12 protein-coding genes are annotated in these 18,388 nt (G+C 69.6%); 6 read left to right on the top strand and 6 right to left on the bottom strand.

Features of this window, described 5'->3' with window-relative positions; all coding sequences use genetic code 11:
- Window positions 1-230 precede the first annotated feature (230 nt).
- The 3 genes from OG332_RS33880 (at window position 231) to OG332_RS33870 (ending at window position 4,714) form a co-directional block, all read left to right on the top strand.
- Entirely contained in the window at window positions 231-1,457 is a 1,227-nt protein-coding gene (locus tag OG332_RS33880; RefSeq protein WP_327417012.1) for a thiolase family protein, read from the top strand.
- The gene (locus OG332_RS33875) at window positions 1,454-3,583 is read left to right on the top strand and encodes a 3-hydroxyacyl-CoA dehydrogenase NAD-binding domain-containing protein (RefSeq protein WP_327417011.1); all 2,130 of its coding nucleotides are present in this window, start codon (window positions 1,454-1,456) and stop codon (window positions 3,581-3,583) included. Before OG332_RS33880 ends, OG332_RS33875 begins: the two co-directional genes overlap by 4 nt.
- Before the next feature lie 90 nt (window positions 3,584-3,673).
- Entirely contained in the window at window positions 3,674-4,714 is a 1,041-nt protein-coding gene (locus OG332_RS33870; RefSeq protein ID WP_327417010.1) for an LCP family protein, read from the top strand.
- Between the two features lie 67 nt (window positions 4,715-4,781).
- Here OG332_RS33870 and OG332_RS33865 read toward each other — a convergent pair whose 3' ends face one another.
- From OG332_RS33865 to OG332_RS33840, 6 genes are all read right to left on the bottom strand, one after another.
- Window positions 4,782-6,269 (bottom strand): amino acid permease, encoded by a 1,488-nt coding sequence (locus OG332_RS33865; RefSeq protein WP_327417009.1) that lies wholly within the window; start codon window positions 6,267-6,269, stop codon window positions 4,782-4,784.
- A 132-nt stretch (window positions 6,270-6,401) separates the two neighbouring features.
- A complete protein-coding gene (gene dxs / locus OG332_RS33860) occupies window positions 6,402-8,318 on the bottom strand; it encodes a 1-deoxy-D-xylulose-5-phosphate synthase (protein WP_327417008.1) in 1,917 nt (638 codons plus the stop codon).
- Between the two features lie 262 nt (window positions 8,319-8,580).
- A complete protein-coding gene (locus tag OG332_RS33855) occupies window positions 8,581-9,870 on the bottom strand; it encodes a sugar ABC transporter permease (RefSeq protein ID WP_442816388.1) in 1,290 nt (429 codons plus the stop codon).
- Window positions 9,871-9,896: 26 nt separating this feature from the next.
- Window positions 9,897-10,685: an ATP-binding cassette domain-containing protein gene (locus tag OG332_RS33850; protein WP_327417007.1), complete on the bottom strand. Its 789-nt coding sequence runs from the start codon at window positions 10,683-10,685 to the stop codon at window positions 9,897-9,899.
- A 159-nt stretch (window positions 10,686-10,844) separates the two neighbouring features.
- Window positions 10,845-11,960, bottom strand: a complete 1,116-nt coding sequence (locus OG332_RS33845) for a substrate-binding domain-containing protein (RefSeq protein ID WP_327417006.1) — start codon at window positions 11,958-11,960, stop codon at window positions 10,845-10,847.
- Between the two features lie 117 nt (window positions 11,961-12,077).
- The gene (locus tag OG332_RS33840; protein ID WP_327417005.1) at window positions 12,078-13,292 is read right to left on the bottom strand and encodes an ROK family transcriptional regulator; all 1,215 of its coding nucleotides are present in this window, start codon (window positions 13,290-13,292) and stop codon (window positions 12,078-12,080) included.
- A 627-nt stretch (window positions 13,293-13,919) separates the two neighbouring features.
- Here OG332_RS33840 and mgtA point away from each other — a divergent pair.
- The 3 genes from mgtA to OG332_RS33825 all read left to right on the top strand — a co-directional run bounded on the left by mgtA (window position 13,920) and on the right by OG332_RS33825 (window position 18,382).
- A complete protein-coding gene (mgtA, locus tag OG332_RS33835) occupies window positions 13,920-16,646 on the top strand; it encodes a magnesium-translocating P-type ATPase (RefSeq protein WP_327417004.1) in 2,727 nt (908 codons plus the stop codon).
- Between the two features lie 15 nt (window positions 16,647-16,661).
- Window positions 16,662-17,375: an MgtC/SapB family protein gene (locus OG332_RS33830; RefSeq protein WP_327417003.1), complete on the top strand. Its 714-nt coding sequence runs from the start codon at window positions 16,662-16,664 to the stop codon at window positions 17,373-17,375.
- Window positions 17,376-17,488: 113 nt separating this feature from the next.
- Window positions 17,489-18,382, top strand: a complete 894-nt coding sequence (locus OG332_RS33825; RefSeq protein WP_327417002.1) for a hypothetical protein — start codon at window positions 17,489-17,491, stop codon at window positions 18,380-18,382.
- Window positions 18,383-18,388 lie beyond the last annotated feature (6 nt).

Here is an 18,388-nt window from a genome sequence, read left to right as displayed (position 1 = left end):
GCCGGGCGCCCGCCGGACGTGACCTGAACGGGTTGGCCCGCCGGGTCCGATCGGACGGGGTCTCACGGTCGCGGCGCCACGGGCGGAGTGTGACCTTCACCGCTCCTGGGGGAGGGGGTGTCCACAAGGGTTACCCGCAAGTAGCATGGTCGGGTGAGCGGGCGCTCAGCAACGCATGCCGAACGCCCCCGCGCGCAGCAGTGCACACCCGCACCTGGAGGAGAGCCAACGTGCCTCGTACCGTCAGGGACGTCGTCTTCGTCGACGGCGTCCGCACCCCGTTCGGCAAGGCGGGCCCGAAGGGCATCTACCACGAGACCCGCGCCGACGACCTCGTCGTGAAGGCGATCCGGGAGCTGCTGCGCCGCAACCCGGACCTGGACCCCGCGAAGATCGACGAGGTCGCCATCGCCGCGACCACGCAGATCGGCGACCAGGGCCTCACGCTGGGCCGTACGGCCGGCATCCTCGCGGGCCTTCCGCAGTCCGTCCCGGGCTACTCCATCGACCGCATGTGCGCCGGCGCGCTGACCGCCGTGACCGCCGTCGCGGGCGGTGTGGCCTTCGGTGCGTACGACGTCGCCCTCGCCGGCGGTGTCGAGCACATGGGCCGTCACCCCATGGGCGAGGGCGTGGACCCGAACCCGCGCTTCGTCTCCGAGAAGCTGGTCGACGAGTCCGCCCTGTTCATGGGCATGACCGCCGAGAACCTGCACGACCGGTACCCGACGATCACCAAGCTCCGCGCCGACGAGTACGCCGTGCGCTCGCAGGAGAAGGCCGCCAAGGCGTACGCCGACGGCAAGATCCAGCAGGACCTGGTCCCGATCTCGGTGCGCAACACCAACGAGGCGGCCGGTGAGACGGGCTGGGGCCTGGTCACCACCGACGAGCCGATGCGCCCGGGCACCACGCTGGAGAACCTGGCCGGCCTGAAGACCCCGTTCCGTACGCACGGCCGGGTCACCGCGGGCAACGCCGCCGGTCTCAACGACGGTGCCACCGCCGCGATCATCGCGTCCGAGGACTTCGCCCGGGAGAACAACCTCCCGGTCAAGATGCGCCTCGTCTCGTACTCCTTCGCCGGTGTCGAGCCGGAGGTCATGGGCTACGGCCCGATCCCGGCCACCGAGAAGGCCCTCGCGCAGGCCGGCCTGACGATCGATGACATCGGTCTCTTCGAGGTCAACGAGGCCTTCGCCGTGCAGGTGCTCGCCTTCCTGGAGCACTACGGCATCGCCGACGACGACGCCCGCGTGAACCAGTACGGCGGCGCCATCGCGTTCGGCCACCCGCTCGCCTCCTCCGGCGTCCGTCTGATGACGCAGCTGGCCCGCCAGTTCGAGGAGCAGCCGCACGTCCGCTACGGCCTGACCACCATGTGCGTCGGCTTCGGCATGGGCGCCACGGTCATCTGGGAGAACCCGCACTTCACCTCCGAGGGAGACGCCAAGTGAGCACCACCACTGAGCTCCTGAAGGGCGCGGCCGAGCTGTTCCCGGACGAGGTCGTCACGTCCGCGCACGTCCGCCACCTGGACCTGCCGTTCGGCGCCGGGCGCTTCGCGCTCATCACGCTGGACAACGGCTTCGACCACACCAAGCCGACCACCTTCGGCCCGCAGTCCCTCGCCAACCTGAACGCGGCGATCGACCAGGTCGAGCAGGAGGCCACCGCCGGCACCATCGTCGGCGCGGGCATCACCGGCAAGCCGTTCATCTTCGCGGTCGGCGCCGACCTCAAGGGTGTCGAGCTGCTGAAGAAGCACGACGAGGCGCTCGCCATCGGCAAGGGCGGCCACGACGTCTTCAAGCGCCTCTCCGCGCTCGCCGTCCCGACCTTCGCCTACTACAACGGCGCGGCGATGGGCGGCGGCGTCGAGGTCGGCCTGCACTGCACCTACCGCACCGTCTCGAAGGCCATCCCGGCCTTCTCGCTGCCCGAGGTCTTCCTCGGCCTGGTTCCGGGCTGGGGCGGCTGCGCCATCCTGCCGAACCTGATCGGCGCCGAGCGCGCGGTCTCGGTGATCATCGAGAACTCGCTCAACCAGAACAAGCAGCTGCGCGGCAAGCAGGTCTTCGACCTGGGCATCGCGGACGCGCTGTTCGAGGGTGCGGACTTCCTGGAGCAGTCGCTCCTGTGGACCGCGAACGTCCTGAACGGCACCACCGAGGTCGTCCGCGCCGAGGTCGACCGCGGCGAGGCCTGGGACGCTGCCGTCGCCAAGGGCCGCTTCATCGCGGACTCCAAGGTGCACGGCGCCGCTCCCGCCGCCTACCGCGCGCTGGACATCATCGCCGCGGCCAAGTCGGGCGACCTCCAGGCCGGCTTCGACGCCGAGGACACGGCCCTGGCCGACCTCATCATGGGCGGCGAGCTGCGCTCCGGCATCTACGCCTTCAACCTGGTCCAGAAGCGCGCCAAGCGCCCGGCCGGTGCCCCGGACAAGTCCCTGGCCCGTCCGGTCACCAAGGTCGGCGTCGTCGGCGCGGGCCTGATGGCCTCGCAGCTGGCGCTGCTCTTCCTGCGCCGCCTGGAGGTGCCGGTGGTCCTCACCGACATCGACCAGGAGCGCGTGGACAAGGGCGTGGGCTACGTCCACGCCGAGATCCAGAAGCTGCTCGGCAAGGGCCGGATCAACCAGGACAAGGCCAACCGCCTGACCGCCCTGGTGACCGGTGTCCTGGACAAGGCCGAGGGCTTCGCGGACGCGGACTTCATCATCGAGGCCGTGTTCGAGGAGATGTCCGTCAAGCAGAAGGTGTTCGCGGAGGTCGAGGCGGTCGCCCCGGCGCACGCGATCCTCGCCACCAACACCTCCTCGCTGTCGGTGTCGGAGATGGCCTCCAAGCTCCAGCACCCGGAGCGCGTGGTCGGCTTCCACTTCTTCAACCCGGTCGCGATCCTCCCGCTGCTGGAGATCGTCCGCGGTGAGCAGACCGACGACGCCTCGCTGGCCACGGCCTTCGGTGTCGCCAAGAAGCTGAAGAAGACCGCGGTCCTCACCAAGGACGCCCCGGCGTTCGTCGTGAACCGCATCCTGACCCGCTTCATGGGCGAGATCCAGAACGTCATCGACGAGGGCACCCCGGTCGTCACGGCGGAGAAGGCCATCGAGCCGCTCGGCCTGCCGATGTCCCCGCTGGTGCTGCTGGAGCTCGTCGGCCCGGCGATCGGTCTGCACGTCTCCGAGACCCTGAACCGCGCCTTCCCGGAGCGCTTCACCGTCTCGCCGAACCTGGCGGCCGTCGTCAAGGCCGGCAAGCGCGGCTTCTACGTCTACGATTCCGGCAAGCCGGAGCTGGACCCCGAGGTCGCCGCCCTCCTGGTGCAGGGCGACTCCGTCCTGACGGAGGAGCAGGTCCGCGACCGCGTCCTGGACGCGGTGGCGCAGGAGATCGGCCTGATGCTGGAGGAGGGTGTCGTGGCCGAGGCCCAGGACATCGACCTCTGCCTCATCACCGGTGCCGGCTGGCCCTTCCACCTGGGCGGCATCACGCCGTACCTGGACCGCGAAGGCGTCTCGGAGCGCGTGAACGGCAAGAAGTTCCTCGCTCCCGGCCTGGCGAGCGTCCCGGTCTAGTCCGGGTCGCAGACGGGCATTCCACGGCCTGGCCCGCCCCCTCGGGGGGCGGGCCTCGGCCATTCGAATATCTGTCTAAGATTCACCCCCATGACGGAAACGCACGCGCGGCCCAGGCGCCGCCGACGCCGCATTCTGCGGATCACCCTCCTGCTGGTCGCCGTGCTGATCCTGGGCGCGGCCGGTGCCGGCTGGTGGACGTACAGCCACCTCAACGGCAACATCGACAGCGTCGACCTGGATCAGGCGATCGGGGACAACCGGCCCCCGAAGGTGGTCGCGAACGCACAGAACATCCTGGTGCTCGGCTCCGACTCACGGGCCGGCGCCAATGCCGATCTCGACCACGGCGACGTCGGCGGCGCCCGCTCGGACACCGCGATGCTGGTGCACATACCCGAGGGCCGGGCCAAGGCGACCGCGGTGAGCATCCCCCGCGACACCCTCATCACCCGGCCCGAGTGCAAGGACCGCGCCGGCAAGACCGTGCCGTCCGCGAAGCGGGTCATGTTCAACTCCGTCTACTCGCTGGCCGGTCCGGCCTGTGTGGTCAACACGGTGGAGCAGCTGTCCGGGGTGCGCGTGGACCACTTCGTCGAGGTGGACTTCGCCGGCTTCAAGGGCCTGGTGGACGCGCTCGGCGGGGTCACCGTCACCCTGGACAAGCCGATGAGCGGCGCCAAGGGCGGCCTGAAGCTGGACGCGGGCACGCACCGCCTGGACGGCACCGACTCGCTCAAGTTCGTCCGTACCCGCTACGGCTACGGCGACGGCAGCGACCTCGGGCGCATAGGCCTGCAGCAGCAGTTCATGCTGGCGATGCTGTCCGAGATCAAGAAGCAGGACGCCCTCGGCAACCCGGCGCGGCTGTACAAGCTCGCGGACGCCGGCACCAAGTCGCTGACCACGGACTCCGATCTGGCCTCGCTCACCGCGCTGTCCGACTTCGCGCAGAGCATGAAGGGCGTGAACCCGGAGACGATGGAGACCATCATGCTGCCGGTCGCCTACGACAAGGTGGACCCGAACCGCGTGGTCGTGGCCGAGCCGCAGGCCACCCAGCTGTGGGACGCCCTGCGCAAGGACGAGAAGGTCCCCGCCTCCGCGAAGGACTCCCCCGCCAAGGGCTGACGGGACCGCGCACGACGGAAGCCGGCCGTACGGGTGACCCGTGCGGCCGGCTTCCGTCGTTCCACCGCTAGAACTTCGCGTCGGCGCCGACCTTGCCGAGGCGGCTGTGCGAGCGTCCGTAGGCGAAGTAGACGACGATGCCGATCGCCATCCAGATGCCGAAGCGGACCCAGGTCTCGGCCGGCAGGTTGAGCATCAGCCAGAGCGAGGCCGCGATCGACAGGATCGGGATCACCGGCACCCACGGGGTGCGGAAGGACCGGTGCAGGTCGGGGCGGGTCCGGCGCAGGATGATCACGCCGAGGGCGACGAGCACGAAGGCGAAGAGCGTGCCGATGTTCACCAGTTCCGCGAGCTTCTCCAGGCTGGTGAAGCCCGCGACGACCGCGATGACGCAGCCGAGCAGGATGGTCGCCCGGTAGGGGGTGCGGTACTTGGGGTGGGTGACGGAGAAGACGCGCGGCAGCAGTCCGTCACGGCTCATCGCGAAGAACACGCGGGTCTGGCCGAGCAGCAGGATCATGCTCACGGTGATCAGGCCGACGGCCGCCCCGAGACTGATGGCACCGGAGAAGAAGGGCTGGTTCACCGATTTGAAGGCTTCGGCCAGTGGCGCGGTCGGCGACATCTCCGTGTACTTCTGCATGCCGGTGACCACCAGCGTCACGGCGACGTAGAGCACGGTGCAGATCAGCAGCGAGCCGAGGATGCCGCGCGGCATGTCCCGCTGGGGGTTCTTGGTCTCCTCGGCCGCCGTGGCCACGACGTCGAAGCCGATGAAGGCGAAGAAGATGAGGGAGGCCGCGGTGAAGATGCCCATGACGCCGAAGTTGGTGGGCTCGTAGCCGAAGAGCAGCTGGACCAGTGGCGCGTGCCAGCCGCTGACGCCCTCGGCCTGCGGCTGCGCCGGGGGGATGAACGGCGAGTAGTTGTCGGCCTTGATGAAGAACAGGCCCGCGACGATGACCAGCAGGACCACGGTGACCTTGATGGCGACCACGATCGCGGTGATCCGCGCCGAGAGCTTCGTCCCGACGACCAGGATCGCGGTCAGCCCCAGGATCAGCAGGAAGGCGAGCAGGTCGAAGCTTCCTCCCGCGTCCGGTCCGGACAACGCGGTGGGCAGGTCCCAGCCCAGGTTGGTGTGCATCAGGTGGCGCACGTAGCCGGACCAGCCGACCGCCACGACCGCGGTGCCGAGTGCGAACTCCAGCACCAGGTCCCAGCCGATGATCCAGGCGGGCAGCTCACCGATCGACGCGTACGAGAAGGTGTACGCGGATCCGGCCACCGGCACGGTGGACGCGAACTCGGCATAGCAGAGCGCCGCGAGGGCGCAGACGATGCCAGCCGCCACGAAGGCGAGGGCGGTGGCGGGTCCGGCGTTGTTCCGGGCCGCGATGCCCGTGAGCACGAAGATGCCGGTGCCGATGATGACACCTACACCGAAAACCGTCAGGTCCCAGGCGGAGAGCGACTTCCGGAGCGCGTGTTCCGGCTCCTCCGTGTCGCGGATGGACTGCTCCACCGTCTTGGTGCGGAAGGGGCTGTTCATATCCCTACTCACCGACGCACCTCCGAAACAGGTGTCGACGCACGCGAACGGGCCGGGAGGCCCACCCCTTCAAGGGTGATCTCCCGGCCCGTGACGTGCAACCGCGCGGCGATCTAGTGGCCGGTACCCGTCCTAGTCGACGGCGGCGGCCGGCTCGCTGTCGTAGCGCCCGTCCAGCTTCGCGACCAGGCCCGTGACCTGCCGTGCGATGTCCGGAGCGGTCAGCCCGATCTCGGCCATGACCTCCTTGCGGGAGGCGTGGTCGAGGAAGCGCTGCGGGATGCCGAAGTCGCGCAGCGGTACGTCGACGCCCGCGTCCCGCAGGGCCTGCGAGACGGCGGAGCCCACGCCGCCGGTGCGGCCGTTGTCCTCGACGGTGACGACCACGCGGTGGCGGTCGGCGAGCGGGGCCAGCGCCTCGTCCACGGGCTTGACCCAGCGCGGGTCGACCACGGTCGAGGTGATGCCCTGCTTGTCGAGCAGGTCGGCGATCTCCAGGCACATCGGGGCCAGCGCGCCGACCGAGACGAGCAGTACGTCCGGTCGGGTGACGTCGGCACCGGGGGCGCGCAGCACGTCCATGCCGCCGACCTTGCCGACGGCCGGGACGGCCGGGCCGACGACGCCCTTGGAGTAGCGGACGACGGTCGGTGCGTCCTTGACCTCGACGGCCTCGCGCAGCTGGGCGCGCAGCTGCTCGGCGTCGCGCGGGGCGGCCAGTCGCAGACCGGGCACGACCTGCATGATCGACATGTCCCACATGCCGTTGTGGGAGGCGCCGTCGGTGCCGGTGACACCGGCCCGGTCCAGGACGAAGGTGACCCCGCACTTGTGCAGGGCCACGTCCATCAGGACCTGGTCGAAGGCACGGTTGAGGAAGGTCGCGTACACCGCGAAGACCGGGTGGGCGCCGCCGGTCGCCAGGCCCGCCGCCGAGGTGGCGCCGTGCTGCTCGGCGATGCCGACGTCGTAGATCCGGTCCGGGAAGGTGTCCGCGAACTTCTTCAGGCCGACCGGCTGGAGCATGGCCGCGGTGATCGCGACGATGTCCTTGCGCTCCTTGCCGAGCTTGACCATCTCGTCGGCGAAGACGGAGGTCCAGCTGGCGGCGTCGGTGGAGACGGGCAGGCCGGTGTCGGGGTGGATCGGGCCGATGCCGTGGAAACGGTCCGCCTCGTCCTGCTCGGCGTGGGTGTAGCCCCGGCCCTTCTGGGTGAGGCAGTGCACGATGACCGGGCCGCTGAAGCGCTTGGCGCGCTGCAGGGCCGACTCCAGGGCCTCGATGTCGTGGCCGTCGATGGGGCCGATGTACTTCAGGCCCAGGTCCTCGAACATGCCCTGCGGGGCGATGAAGTCCTTGAGGCCCTTCTTGGCGCCGTGCAGGGTCTCGAAGAGCGGCTTCCCGACGACCGGGGTGCGCTCCAGGATCTCCTTGCCGCGGGCCAGGAAGCGCTCGTAGCCGTCCGTGGTGCGCAGGGTGGCCAGGTGGTTCGCGAGGCCGCCGATGGTGGGGCCGTACGAGCGCTCGTTGTCGTTGACCACGATGACCAGCGGACGGTCCTTGGCGGCGGCGATGTTGTTCAGCGCCTCCCAGGCCATGCCGCCGGTGAGCGCGCCGTCGCCGATGACGGCGGCGACGTGGTGGTCCTCGCGGCCGAGCACCTCGTTGGCCTTGGCGAGGCCGTCGGCCCAGCCCAGCACGGTGGAGGCGTGCGAGTTCTCGATCACGTCGTGGTCGGACTCGGCGCGCGAGGGGTAGCCGGAAAGGCCCCCCTTGGAACGCAGGTTGCCGAAGTCCTGGCGGCCCGTGAGCAGCTTGTGGACGTAGGCCTGGTGGCCGGTGTCGAAGAGGACCTTGTCCTTGGGCGATTCGAAGACCCGGTGCAGGGCGATCGTCAGTTCGACCACGCCGAGGTTGGGGCCGAGGTGCCCGCCGGTCTTGGAGACGGCGTCGACGAGGAAGGACCTGATCTCTGCGGCGAGCTGGTCGAGCTCCTCCTGGCTGAGCCGGTCCAGATCGCGCGGTCCCTTGATGCGGGTCAGCAGCACCCGTGCCTCCTTGCAGTTGCTTGCTGGTCTGTCGAGTCTAATGTTCCGCTGCGCGGCACGGTCATCGGGCCGTCCCGGCGGAGTCACACCTTTGTCATACATGTACGCACGACTACGTGGCCACACAACGCATACGGGCGCATACCCGCACAGGAGTACCCGCACATGTACGCACGGATGCCCGGCGCCACGTGAAGTGGCGCCGGGCACTGTGACCGTTCTTACCGCCGGATGCCGCTCCGGCGCGCAGTCGGCCGCGCGGTCAGGCGCGTCCGGCCGTCTTCTGGGTCTTGCGCGAGACCGAGTCGATCACCACGGTGGTCAGCAGCACCGCACCGGTGATCATGTACTGGATCGGCGTCGCGATGCCTTCCAGTGCCAGACCGTACTGGATCGAGACGATGACCATGACGCCGAGGAGGGCGTTCCAGGTCCGGCCCCGGCCGCCGAAGAGGCTGGTGCCGCCGATGACGGCCGCCGCGATCACGTTCATCAGCAGGTCGCCGGCGCCGGCGCTCTGGTTGGCGGCCGCGATCTTCGAGGCCCAGAACAGACCGCCGATGGCGGCGAAGGTGCTGGAGATCGCGAAGACCGTGATCCGGATCCGGGTGACGTTGATGCCCGCGCGGCGGGAGGCCTCGACGCTGCCACCCAGTGCGAAAACGTTTCGCCCGAAGGTCGTGCGGCGCAGCAGGAAGTCCGTGACGACCAGGGCCAGCAGGAAGACCACCACCGCGAGCGGCAGGCCCTTGTACTGGTTGAACAGCACGGCGGGGCCGAAGGCGAACACCGCGAGCAGGCCGGTGCGCAGCAGGATCTCGGCGAGCGGCCGGGTGGGCATCCCGGCCGCCTCGCGGCGCCGCGCGTCGAGGAAGGCCGCGATGAAGTAACCGGCCACCGCGAGTGCGGCCAGCCCGTAGGCGACGGCCACGTCCGAGAAGAAGTACGTGGTCAGCTGACCGACCACGCCGTCGGAGTCGATGTTGATCGTGCCGTTGCTGCCGAGGATCTGCAGCATCGCGCCGAGCCAGAAGAGCAGGCCCGACAGAGTGACGGCGAAGGCCGGGGCCCCGAGCCTGGCGAAGAAGAAGCCGTGGATGCAGCCGATCAGCGCGCCGCCGGCGATGGCCGCCAGGATCGCCAGCCATTCGTTCACACCGTGGGTGACGGCGAGGACGGCGACGATCGCACCCGAGACGCCGCTGACCGAGCCGACCGAGAGGTCGATCTCGCCGAGCAGCAGCACGAAGATGATGCCGATGGCGATCATGCCGGTGCCGGTCATCGTGATCGCGATGTTGGTGAGGTTCTCCGGGGAGAGGAAGTTCGAGTTCAACCCCTGGAAGATGGACCAGATCACGATCAGGCCGATGACGACGGGGAGGGAACCCAGGTCGCCGGCCTTCATCTTGCGCTTGAACTCGCCCACGTACCCGGCGAGGCCCTCCTCCCTGACGAGCAGGCGGGGGTCCACGGCCGGGATCGCGTCGTGCGCGGCCGCGGGATTGACCGGGTCGATGTGCTCCGGCTGGTCGACTGGGCCCTTGCCCAGTGGACCGGTGGCAGGGTTCTGGGTGCTCACTTGCCGGCCTCCGAGGTGCGGGCCGCCCGGCGGGTCACGGCGTTGTCCGTGGCACCGGTGATGGCGGAGATGATCTCTTCCTGCGAGGTGTCGGCGACGTTGAAGACACCGTTGTTGCGGCCCAGCCGCAGGACCGCCACCTTGTCGGCGACGGCCTTCACATCGGCCATGTTGTGGCTGATGAGGATGACGGCGTGGCCGCGCTCGCGCAGGCGTTCCACCAGGTCGAGGACCTGTGCGGTCTGCTCGACGCCGAGGGCGGCGGTGGGCTCGTCGAGGATGACGAGCTGGGGCTCGCCCAGCATGGAACGGGCGATCGCCACGGTCTGGCGCTGACCGCCGGAGAGCGAGGCGATGGGGATCCGGACACTGGGGATCCGGATGGACAGGGTGGTCAGGAGCTCGCGGGCGCGGCGCTCCATCTCCACCTCGTCGAGGATGCCGAAGCTCTTGAGCTCACGGCCGAGGAAGAGGTTGCCGACGACGTCGATGTTGTCGCACAGCGCCAGGTCCTGGTAGACCGTCGCGATGCCCAGGTTCTGCGCATCGTGGGGCTTGGTGATGGAGACCGGACGGCCCTCCCACTCGATGACTCCGTCATCGATGGGGTGCACGCCGGCAATCGTCTTGACCAGCGTGGACTTGCCGGCGCCGTTGTCGCCGACCAGGGCGACCACCTCGCCGGAATGGATCTCGAGTTCTACGTCGGTCAGGGCCTGAACGGCGCCGAACCGCTTCGAGACCCCTCGCAACGCCAGCACGGGCGCAGCGGACACATGAACCATCTCCTTCGCCGCCTGACCGGCGGGGATGTCGTGCAAAAGAGCAGGAGCGGGGCGAATGGGGGAACGTTTCTGCCCGGCGCCCCGCCGGGTGGCGGGGAATGGGAGGGCGGGGCGCCGGTCAGGCACGGGGGCCGCCTCGGGAGGAGGCGACGGGGGCCGCTACTTCAGGCCGAGGGCGGCGCAGGCGGCCGCGTACTTGTCGGTGCAGATCTCTGCGACCGAGTAGACGCCGTCCTTGACGACGGTGTCGTTGATGTTGCCCTTGGTGAGGGAGACGACCGGGATCAGCACGGAGGCGACACCCTTGGTGGTCGGGCTGTCGACCGTGGAGGTGGTGACTCCGTCGAGCTTCTCGCCCTTGGCGAGGGCGACGGCCATCTTCGCGGCGGCCTCGGCCTCCGGGGCGTACGGCTTGTAGACGCTCATGAACTGCTCGCCCGCGACGATGCGCTGCACGCCGGCGAGTTCGGCGTCCTGGCCCGTGACCGGGGGCAGGGGGGAGACGCCGGCCGCCTTGAGGGCGGTGATGATGCCGCCCGCCATGCCGTCGTTGGCGGAGTAGACGCCGATGACCTTGTCCTTGCCGAGCGCGGAGAGGGCGGCCGCCATGTTGGTGTTGGCGTTCTCCGGCTTCCACTCGACGGTGTCGTACTCCTTGCCGACGTTCACCTTGCCGTCGAGGACGGAGTGCGCACCGGACTTGAAGAGCTTGGCGTTCGGGTCGGTGACCGAGCCGTTCATCATGACGATCTGGCCGTCCTTGGCCTTGTCGCCCAGCGCCTCCAGCAGCGCCTTGCCCTGGACCTTGCCGACCTCTTCGTTGTCGAAGGAGGTGTAGGCGTCGATCGGGCCCTCGGCCAGACGGTCGTAGGCGATGACCGGGATACCGGCCTCCTTCGCCTTCTTGACCGAGCCCGCGATGGCCTTGGAGTCCACCGCGTCGACGATCAGGACGTCCACCTTGTTGGTGATCATCGTGTCGACCTGGGAGTTCTGCGTGGTCGCGTCCTGCTTGGCGTTCGCGTAGACGACCTGACCCTTGCCGCCGGTGAGCTCGGCGACCTTCTTCTCGATCAGCGGCTTGTCGAACTTCTCGTAACGCGCGGTCTGGTTCTCCGGCAGGAGCAGACCGACCTTGATCGCGTCGCCCTTGGCAGCGCCGGAGGACTCCTTCGCCGTGTCGCCGGCCTCCTTCGCACTGCCGCAAGCGGCGAGGGAAACGGCCATGGCACCGGCGGCTACAGCTACGGCGGCTCTGCGCATACGCGTGTTCATTACTTGAACCTCCCTGACGAGGCCGCAGCACTGCGGCCGAGGTGGATGTGAGTCAACCCCGGCCGCGTTTTGCCGTCAAGGAGTGAATCCTTAACGAGATGACAACGGTGCCATCCGTTATCTACCTGAAGGCAAGACGGCGGGAGCTCGCACTCCACTTCCATGGTCTGACAAAAGTGTTGAATCGCCCATTTCGCTGAGTACAAGCGCCAGTGCGCCCAGGACCTCGGCACGCCCGCCGAGGGACCCCGTCACCACCGACAACTGCCGGGCCGCACTGGGGATCGCGTACCTCCCCACTGATTCACGGATGGGAGCGAGGACGAGTTCACCGGCCTCCGCCAGCGAGCCGCCCAGAACCACCCGGCTGGGGTTCAGGAGGTTGCACAGGCTGGCCACGCCGCTGCCGATGTGGCGGCCCACGTCCGTGATCACGCGGCGGCAGCCCGGGTCCCCCTCGCGGGCCAGCTCGACCACCCGCTCCATCGTCAACTCCGGCCCGTGCGTGCCCTGGAGCAGCGGCAGGACGTACCGGGCGGCGGTGAAGGTCTCCAGGCAGCCTCGGTTGCCGCAGCGGCAGACCGGGCCCGATTCGTCCAGCGTGATGTGCCCGATCTCCCCGGCCGTGCCGCCCGGTCCGCGGTAGATCTGGCCGTTGATGACCAGGCCCGAGCCGACGCCGCTGGCCACCTTGATGTAGGCCAGGTCCTTTACTCCCCGCCCACTCCCCCAGACGAGTTCACCGAGGGCTCCGAGGTTCGCGTCGTTGTCCACGTACACCGGAACGCCGAGGCGCTGCGAGAGCTCCTGGCGCGGGTTGATGCCCGCCCATCCCGGCAGGATCGCGGTCGAGCCCAGGGTCCCGGACTCCACGTCGATCGGGCCTGGCACGCCCAGGCCGACGCCGATGACCTTCTCCAGCCCCACCCCGATGTCCGCGATCAGCCGCCCGACCAGGGCTTCCGCCCGGTTGAAGCCGTCCGCCCAGGACGCGTCGACGTCCAGCGGCTCGGACTCCTCGGCCAGCACCTGGTGCGCCAGGTTCCCCACCGCCACCCGCAGGTGGGTGTGGCCGAAGTCGACGCCGATGACGATGCCCGCGTCACCGCTGAGCGAGACGCTGCGTGCGCGCCGTCCGCCGGCCGAGGTGTCGGTGACCTCGACGGTCCCGCCCTCCTTCAGTTCTCGGACGATGTTGGAGACCGTGGCCGCCGACAGTCCGGTGGTGCGGGCGATCTCCGCCTGGGTCAGCGATCCCGCGAGCCGCACCGCCCGCACGACCCGTTCGAGATTCGCGCGATGCAGCGAGGACTGCGATCCGGGAGTCTGCACGACTCATCCACTCCTGCCCATAAGCGACGGCAAGCCGTCGCCCCCCGGCCGGGACACGTCGCGGTTTCGCGCTTCGAGACCCCGGCGTCTCTCCAACTTGTGAACCTTAAGTCGAGCCTTTGCGCATCCACACGTCAAGAGGCTGACACGGCACGAAACGGCCAGTACTGACCGAAAGGGGGAGAGAACCGGCCCCCTAGATCGTGCTACGGTCGCTGAGGCGCCGGTCCTCTGCGGCCTTTCCCGGCCGGATCGGGCGCCTGTCATGACAGCGCTACGCGAGGAGGTGTTCGGGATGAGTCCCGATCGAAGTCCTTGCCGCGCTCTCATCGGCTGACCTGTTGATCAGCTGACGCCTACCCGAGTGCGCACGGCCGCGGTTCACCGCTGTCCCGTGCGTTGCCGCGTTTCTTTCCATTCTCTTCCTTCCGCGCGTCCCGGCAGCTCCGCCGGTCACGCCCCCGGGTTCCTTCCCCCGGCCGTCGCCGAGGCGTGCCCCGGGGCCACTCCCACCATGCCCGCCGGCGTGTCCCGCGGCCCTCCCGGCCGCTCCGCGCCGACCCGCGATCACTCCACGTGACCGCGCGGCTCCGTGCTGCCCGGACACCGTGGAGGGAGGTATTCGTCATGACCATGCTCACCCCCCGTACCCCGACCAAGCTCGCGCCGCCGGGCCGGTCCCGCCGCGAGCGCAAGGCCGCCGAGCTGGAGTCCCGTACCCGGCTCGTCGGCGAGCGCCTCGCCGAGACCAGCGCCCGGCCGGCCGTCGGCGTACTGCAGTCCGTGGACGCCTCCGCCAACGGCCTCACCCACGCCGAGGCCGCGCTGCGCCTGGAGCGCCATGGCCCCAACGTCGTCGCCCACGAGCGCGCCCCGCGCTGGTTCCTCCAACTGGCGAAGGCCTTCTGGAACCCCTTCATCGCCGTCCTGGTCTTCCTGGCCGCGGTCATGTTCTGGCAGGACCCCGCGGACGAGGGCGTCGTCATCCTCTCCGTGATGGTGGGGATCAGCGGGCTGCTGCGCTTCTGGCAGGAGTTCCGTTCGGGCCGCGCCGCCGACGCGCTGAAGAAGCTCGTCACCACCACCTGCGCGGTGCAGCGCCGGGCCGGCAGCGGCTCCGGGCCCACCACCTTCGAGGTGCCCATGGACCGGGTGGTCCCGGGCGATGTGGTCAAGCTGGCCGCCGGCGACCTGGTCCCGGCCGACCTGCGGCTCATCAGCGCCAAGGACCTGATGGTCAGCCAGGCCGCCCTCTCCGGCGAGTCCCTGCCGGTCGCCAAGGCCGACACCGGCACCCGCGGCGAGGACCTCGGCCAGCAGACGACCACCGACCCGGTCGAGGCCGACAACCTGGTGCTGATGGGGACCTCGGTCACCTCCGGCACCGCCACCGGGGTCGTCGTCGCCACCGGCGCCGACACCTACTTCGGCTCGATGGCCGGCTCGCTCGTCGGCGAGCGCCCGCAGACCAACTTCGACACCGGCGTGCGCAAGGTCAGCTTCCTGCTGATCCGCTTCATGCTGGTCATGGTCCCGGTCGTCTTCATGATCAACGGGTTCACCAAGGGCGACTGGGACGAGGCCTTCCTCTTCGGCATCGCCGTCGCCGTCGGCCTGACCCCCGAGATGCTGCCGATGGTCGTCTCCGCCAACCTGGCGCGCGGCGCGGTCGCCATGTCCAAGCGCAAGGTGGTCGTCAAGCGGCTCAACGCGATCCAGAACCTGGGCGCGATGGACGTGCTCTGCACGGACAAGACCGGCACCCTCACCGAGGACCGGATCGTCCTGGACCGCTACCTGGACGTGCACGGCAACGAGGACAACGAGGTCCTGGAGTACGGCTACCTCAACGCGCACTTCCAGACCGGTCTGCGCAACCTCATGGACCAGGCGGTCATCGACCGCGTCAACGAGGCCGAGGAGGTTGTCGTCGACGCACGGTTCTCGATGGTCGACGAGATCCCCTTCGACTTCGCCCGGCGCCGGATGTCCGTGATCCTCAACCGGAACAGCATGGTGGGCGACCCCGGCCGCACCGAGCACGTCATGATCACCAAGGGTGCCGTCGAGGAGGTCCTGGACCTCTGCACGCACATGACCGACCGCGGCGTGCCCGTCGAGCTGACCGAGCAGCTGCGGTGGCACGTCACCCGGATCGCGGAGGACAACAACCGCCGGGGCCTGCGGGTCCTCGCCGTCGCCACCCGCACCGTCGACGCTCCGCGCGACACCTACACGGTCGCCGACGAGGACCGGCTGACCCTGGTCGGCTTCCTCGCCTTCCTCGACCCGCCGAAGGCCGACGCCGGACGCGCCCTGCAGGGCCTGGCGGACAAGGGCGTCGCCGTCAAGGTGATCACCGGCGACAACGACCTCGTGGCCTCCCGGGTCTGCGCCGACGTCGGCATCGAGGTCGGGCACGTGGTGCTCGGCAGCGAGATCGACGGCCTCGACGAGGCGGAACTGCGCGCACTGGCCGCCCGTACGACGGTCTTCGCCAAGGTCAACCCGGTCCAGAAGGCCCGCATCGTCCGGGCCCTGCAGGCCGACGGCCACGCGGTCGGCTTCCTCGGCGACGGCATCAACGACGCGGCCGCACTGCGCGACGCCGACGTCGGCATCTCCGTGGACACCGCCGTCGACATCGCCAAGGAGTCGGCGGACATCATCCTGCTGGAGAAGGACCTGACCGTCCTGGAGCAGGGCGTCGTCCAGGGCCGGACCACCTTCGGCAACACGATCAAGTACATCAAGATGACGGCGTCGTCGAACTTCGGCAATGTCTTCTCGGTGCTGGTGGCCAGTGCGTTCATCCCCTTCCAGCCGATGCTCGCGATCATGCTGCTGGTCCAGAACCTGGTCTACGACATCTCGCAGCTGGCGACGCCGTGGGACCGGATGGACGAGGAGTACCTGCGCAAGCCCCGGAACTGGGACGCGAAGGGCATCGGCCGCTTCATGGTCACCATCGGCCCGGTCAGCTCGGTCTTCGACATCTCGATGTTCCTGATCATGTGGCACGTCTTCGGGGCCGACAGCGAGGCGAGCCAGTCCCTCTTCCAGTCCGGCTGGTTCATCGAGGGCCTGCTCTCGCAGACCCTGATCGTCCACATGATCCGTACCCGGAAGATCCCCTTCATCCAGTCCCGCGCCTCCTGGCCGGTGATGGTGACGACCGTCCTCGCGGTGCTGGCCGGGCTCTGGCTGCCCTTCTCCCCGCTGGCTCCCACGCTCGGCTTCGTGGCCCTGCCGGCGAGCTACTTCCCGTGGCTGATCGGTGTGCTGCTCGCGTACTGCACGCTCACCCAGCTCGTGAAGACCTGGTACATCCGCAAGTTCGACACCTGGCTCTGAGAGGAGGACAAGCCGATGCCCAGCGAGTGGATCATGGCCGGGCATCTCGCCGCGGCGCTCGGCTTCGGGGCCGCGATCGGGCTGGAACGGCAGTGGCGGGCCCGGATGGCGGGCCTGCGGACCAACGCCCTGGTGGCGGGCGGTGCCGCGCTGTTCGTCCTGCTCTCGCAGTACGGGTTCATCGGCGAGGTCTGCGAGGTCCAGTACGACGGCTCACGGGTGGCCGCCCAGGTCGTCTCCGGGATCGGCTTCCTGGGCGCCGGCGTGATCATGCGCGACGGCCTGAGCGTACGGGGCCTGAACACGGCCGCCACCCTGTGGTGTTCGGCGGCCGTGGGCTGCCTGGCCGGGACCGGGATGTTCGTCCTGGCCGCCTTCGGCACGGTGGGCGTGGTGGGAGCGAACCTCCTGCTGCGCCCACTGGGCCGGCGCCTGGACCGCGAACCGCGCGGCGGGGCCGAGGTGGCCACCGACTACCACTTCGAGGCGGTGTGCCTGGAGGCGGAAGAGGCCCACATCCGCCACAGGCTGGTCGACGCGCTGGGCCGGCCGGGCTACACGCTGCGGGAGATCCGCAGCCAGGACGCCCCTCAGGCGGGCAGGGTGACCGTCTCCGCCCTGCTGACCGCCGAGGGCCGGCGGGACGACCGGATGCTGGAGGAGGCGGTGAGCAACCTCTCGCTCGACCCGTCGGTGTCGGCGGTGAGCTGGTCGGCGGTGCCCGCGTGAGGTACGCGCGAAGAATGAATTGAACACGTTCAGTCAGGCTGGCAGTATGGATCCGCGCGCAGCCCCAACCGGGCGGTCGCGTTCATTTCGCCGTGCCACGAGGGGGGTTGGCCGTGCACGAGAAGCATGAGAAGCATGAGAAGCGGTCGTACGGCCTGATGCTGTTGGTCTCGGTGCTGGTGGGCTGTCTGGAGGTCGCCCTCACCGTCGTGGTGGTCTTCCTGTACGTCGAGACGCAGCCGCCGCCGGACACCCCGGTCGACCACACCGCCCTGGCGGGGTCCCTGCTCTCCCTCGGCCTGATCGTCGCGGTGATCGCGGTGCTGCTGACCCTGGTCTTCGTGCTGCCGTCGGTGGCGCTGGCCGACCTGCTCGGCCGCCTGATCGGCGGCCGCGAGGCGTGGTGGTGGGTGCCGCTGATGACGGCCGCCCTGGTCGCAGCGCCGATCTGGGCCTTCGCGTCGTACAACGACGTGGCGACGCGGCCCGTGCTCGTCTTCTGGGCGATCGCCACGGCATCGCTCTCGGCGGGCGGCCTGATCGCCCGGCTCCGGCACCCGGAACTGCTCCGGCGCGTGGCCCTGGGGGGCGCGGCGCTGGTGGCGGGAACCGGCCTCCTCGGCGCGCTCGGGCTCACCGCCGGCCTGCTGCCCGCGTACGAGCCGCCGGAGATCGGTCCGGCGACCGTGCCCGGCACCTGGGGCGACCACACGGAGGGAAGGCTGGTCTTCACGTCGGACGGCCGGGTCACGGCCTTCGGCGTCGCCGAGCACCGCCCCGGCGACGAACCCCACGTCCTGGCACCGCAGTGCTCGGGCCCCGGCACCTGGTCGTACGAGCCCGGGCGGGGCGTGCGCACCCAGAAGGTCCGCGTACGGGTCCCGGGGTGTTCCTGGCCGGCGTGGAGCGTCGGCGGCACCGACCGCGAGCCCCGGATCTACCAGAGCATCGGCCGTCCGGGCTCCGGCTACCTGTACGAGCTGCGGAAGACCGCCGACGGCTCCTGACGCCGG

It is taken from the genome of Streptomyces sp. NBC_01233 (assembly GCF_035989305.1).
Lineage (GTDB): Bacteria > Actinomycetota > Actinomycetes > Streptomycetales > Streptomycetaceae > Streptomyces.
This window is presented reverse-complemented; position numbering and strand designations above follow the sequence as displayed.

What these genes read in the sequence shown, in the direction of transcription:
- OG332_RS33830 (WP_327417003.1), top strand. Translation starts at nt 16,662, where the DNA reads ATGCCCAGCGAGTGGATCATGGCCGGGCATCTCGCCGCGGCGCTCGGC.
- OG332_RS33850 (WP_327417007.1), bottom strand. Translation starts at nt 10,685, where the DNA reads ATGGTTCATGTGTCCGCTGCGCCCGTGCTGGCGTTGCGAGGGGTCTCG.
- OG332_RS33865 (WP_327417009.1), bottom strand. Translation starts at nt 6,269, where the DNA reads ATGAACAGCCCCTTCCGCACCAAGACGGTGGAGCAGTCCATCCGCGAC.
- OG332_RS33870 (WP_327417010.1), top strand. Translation starts at nt 3,674, where the DNA reads ATGACGGAAACGCACGCGCGGCCCAGGCGCCGCCGACGCCGCATTCTG.
- OG332_RS33845 (WP_327417006.1), bottom strand. Translation starts at nt 11,960, where the DNA reads ATGAACACGCGTATGCGCAGAGCCGCCGTAGCTGTAGCCGCCGGTGCC.
- mgtA (WP_327417004.1), top strand. Translation starts at nt 13,920, where the DNA reads ATGACCATGCTCACCCCCCGTACCCCGACCAAGCTCGCGCCGCCGGGC.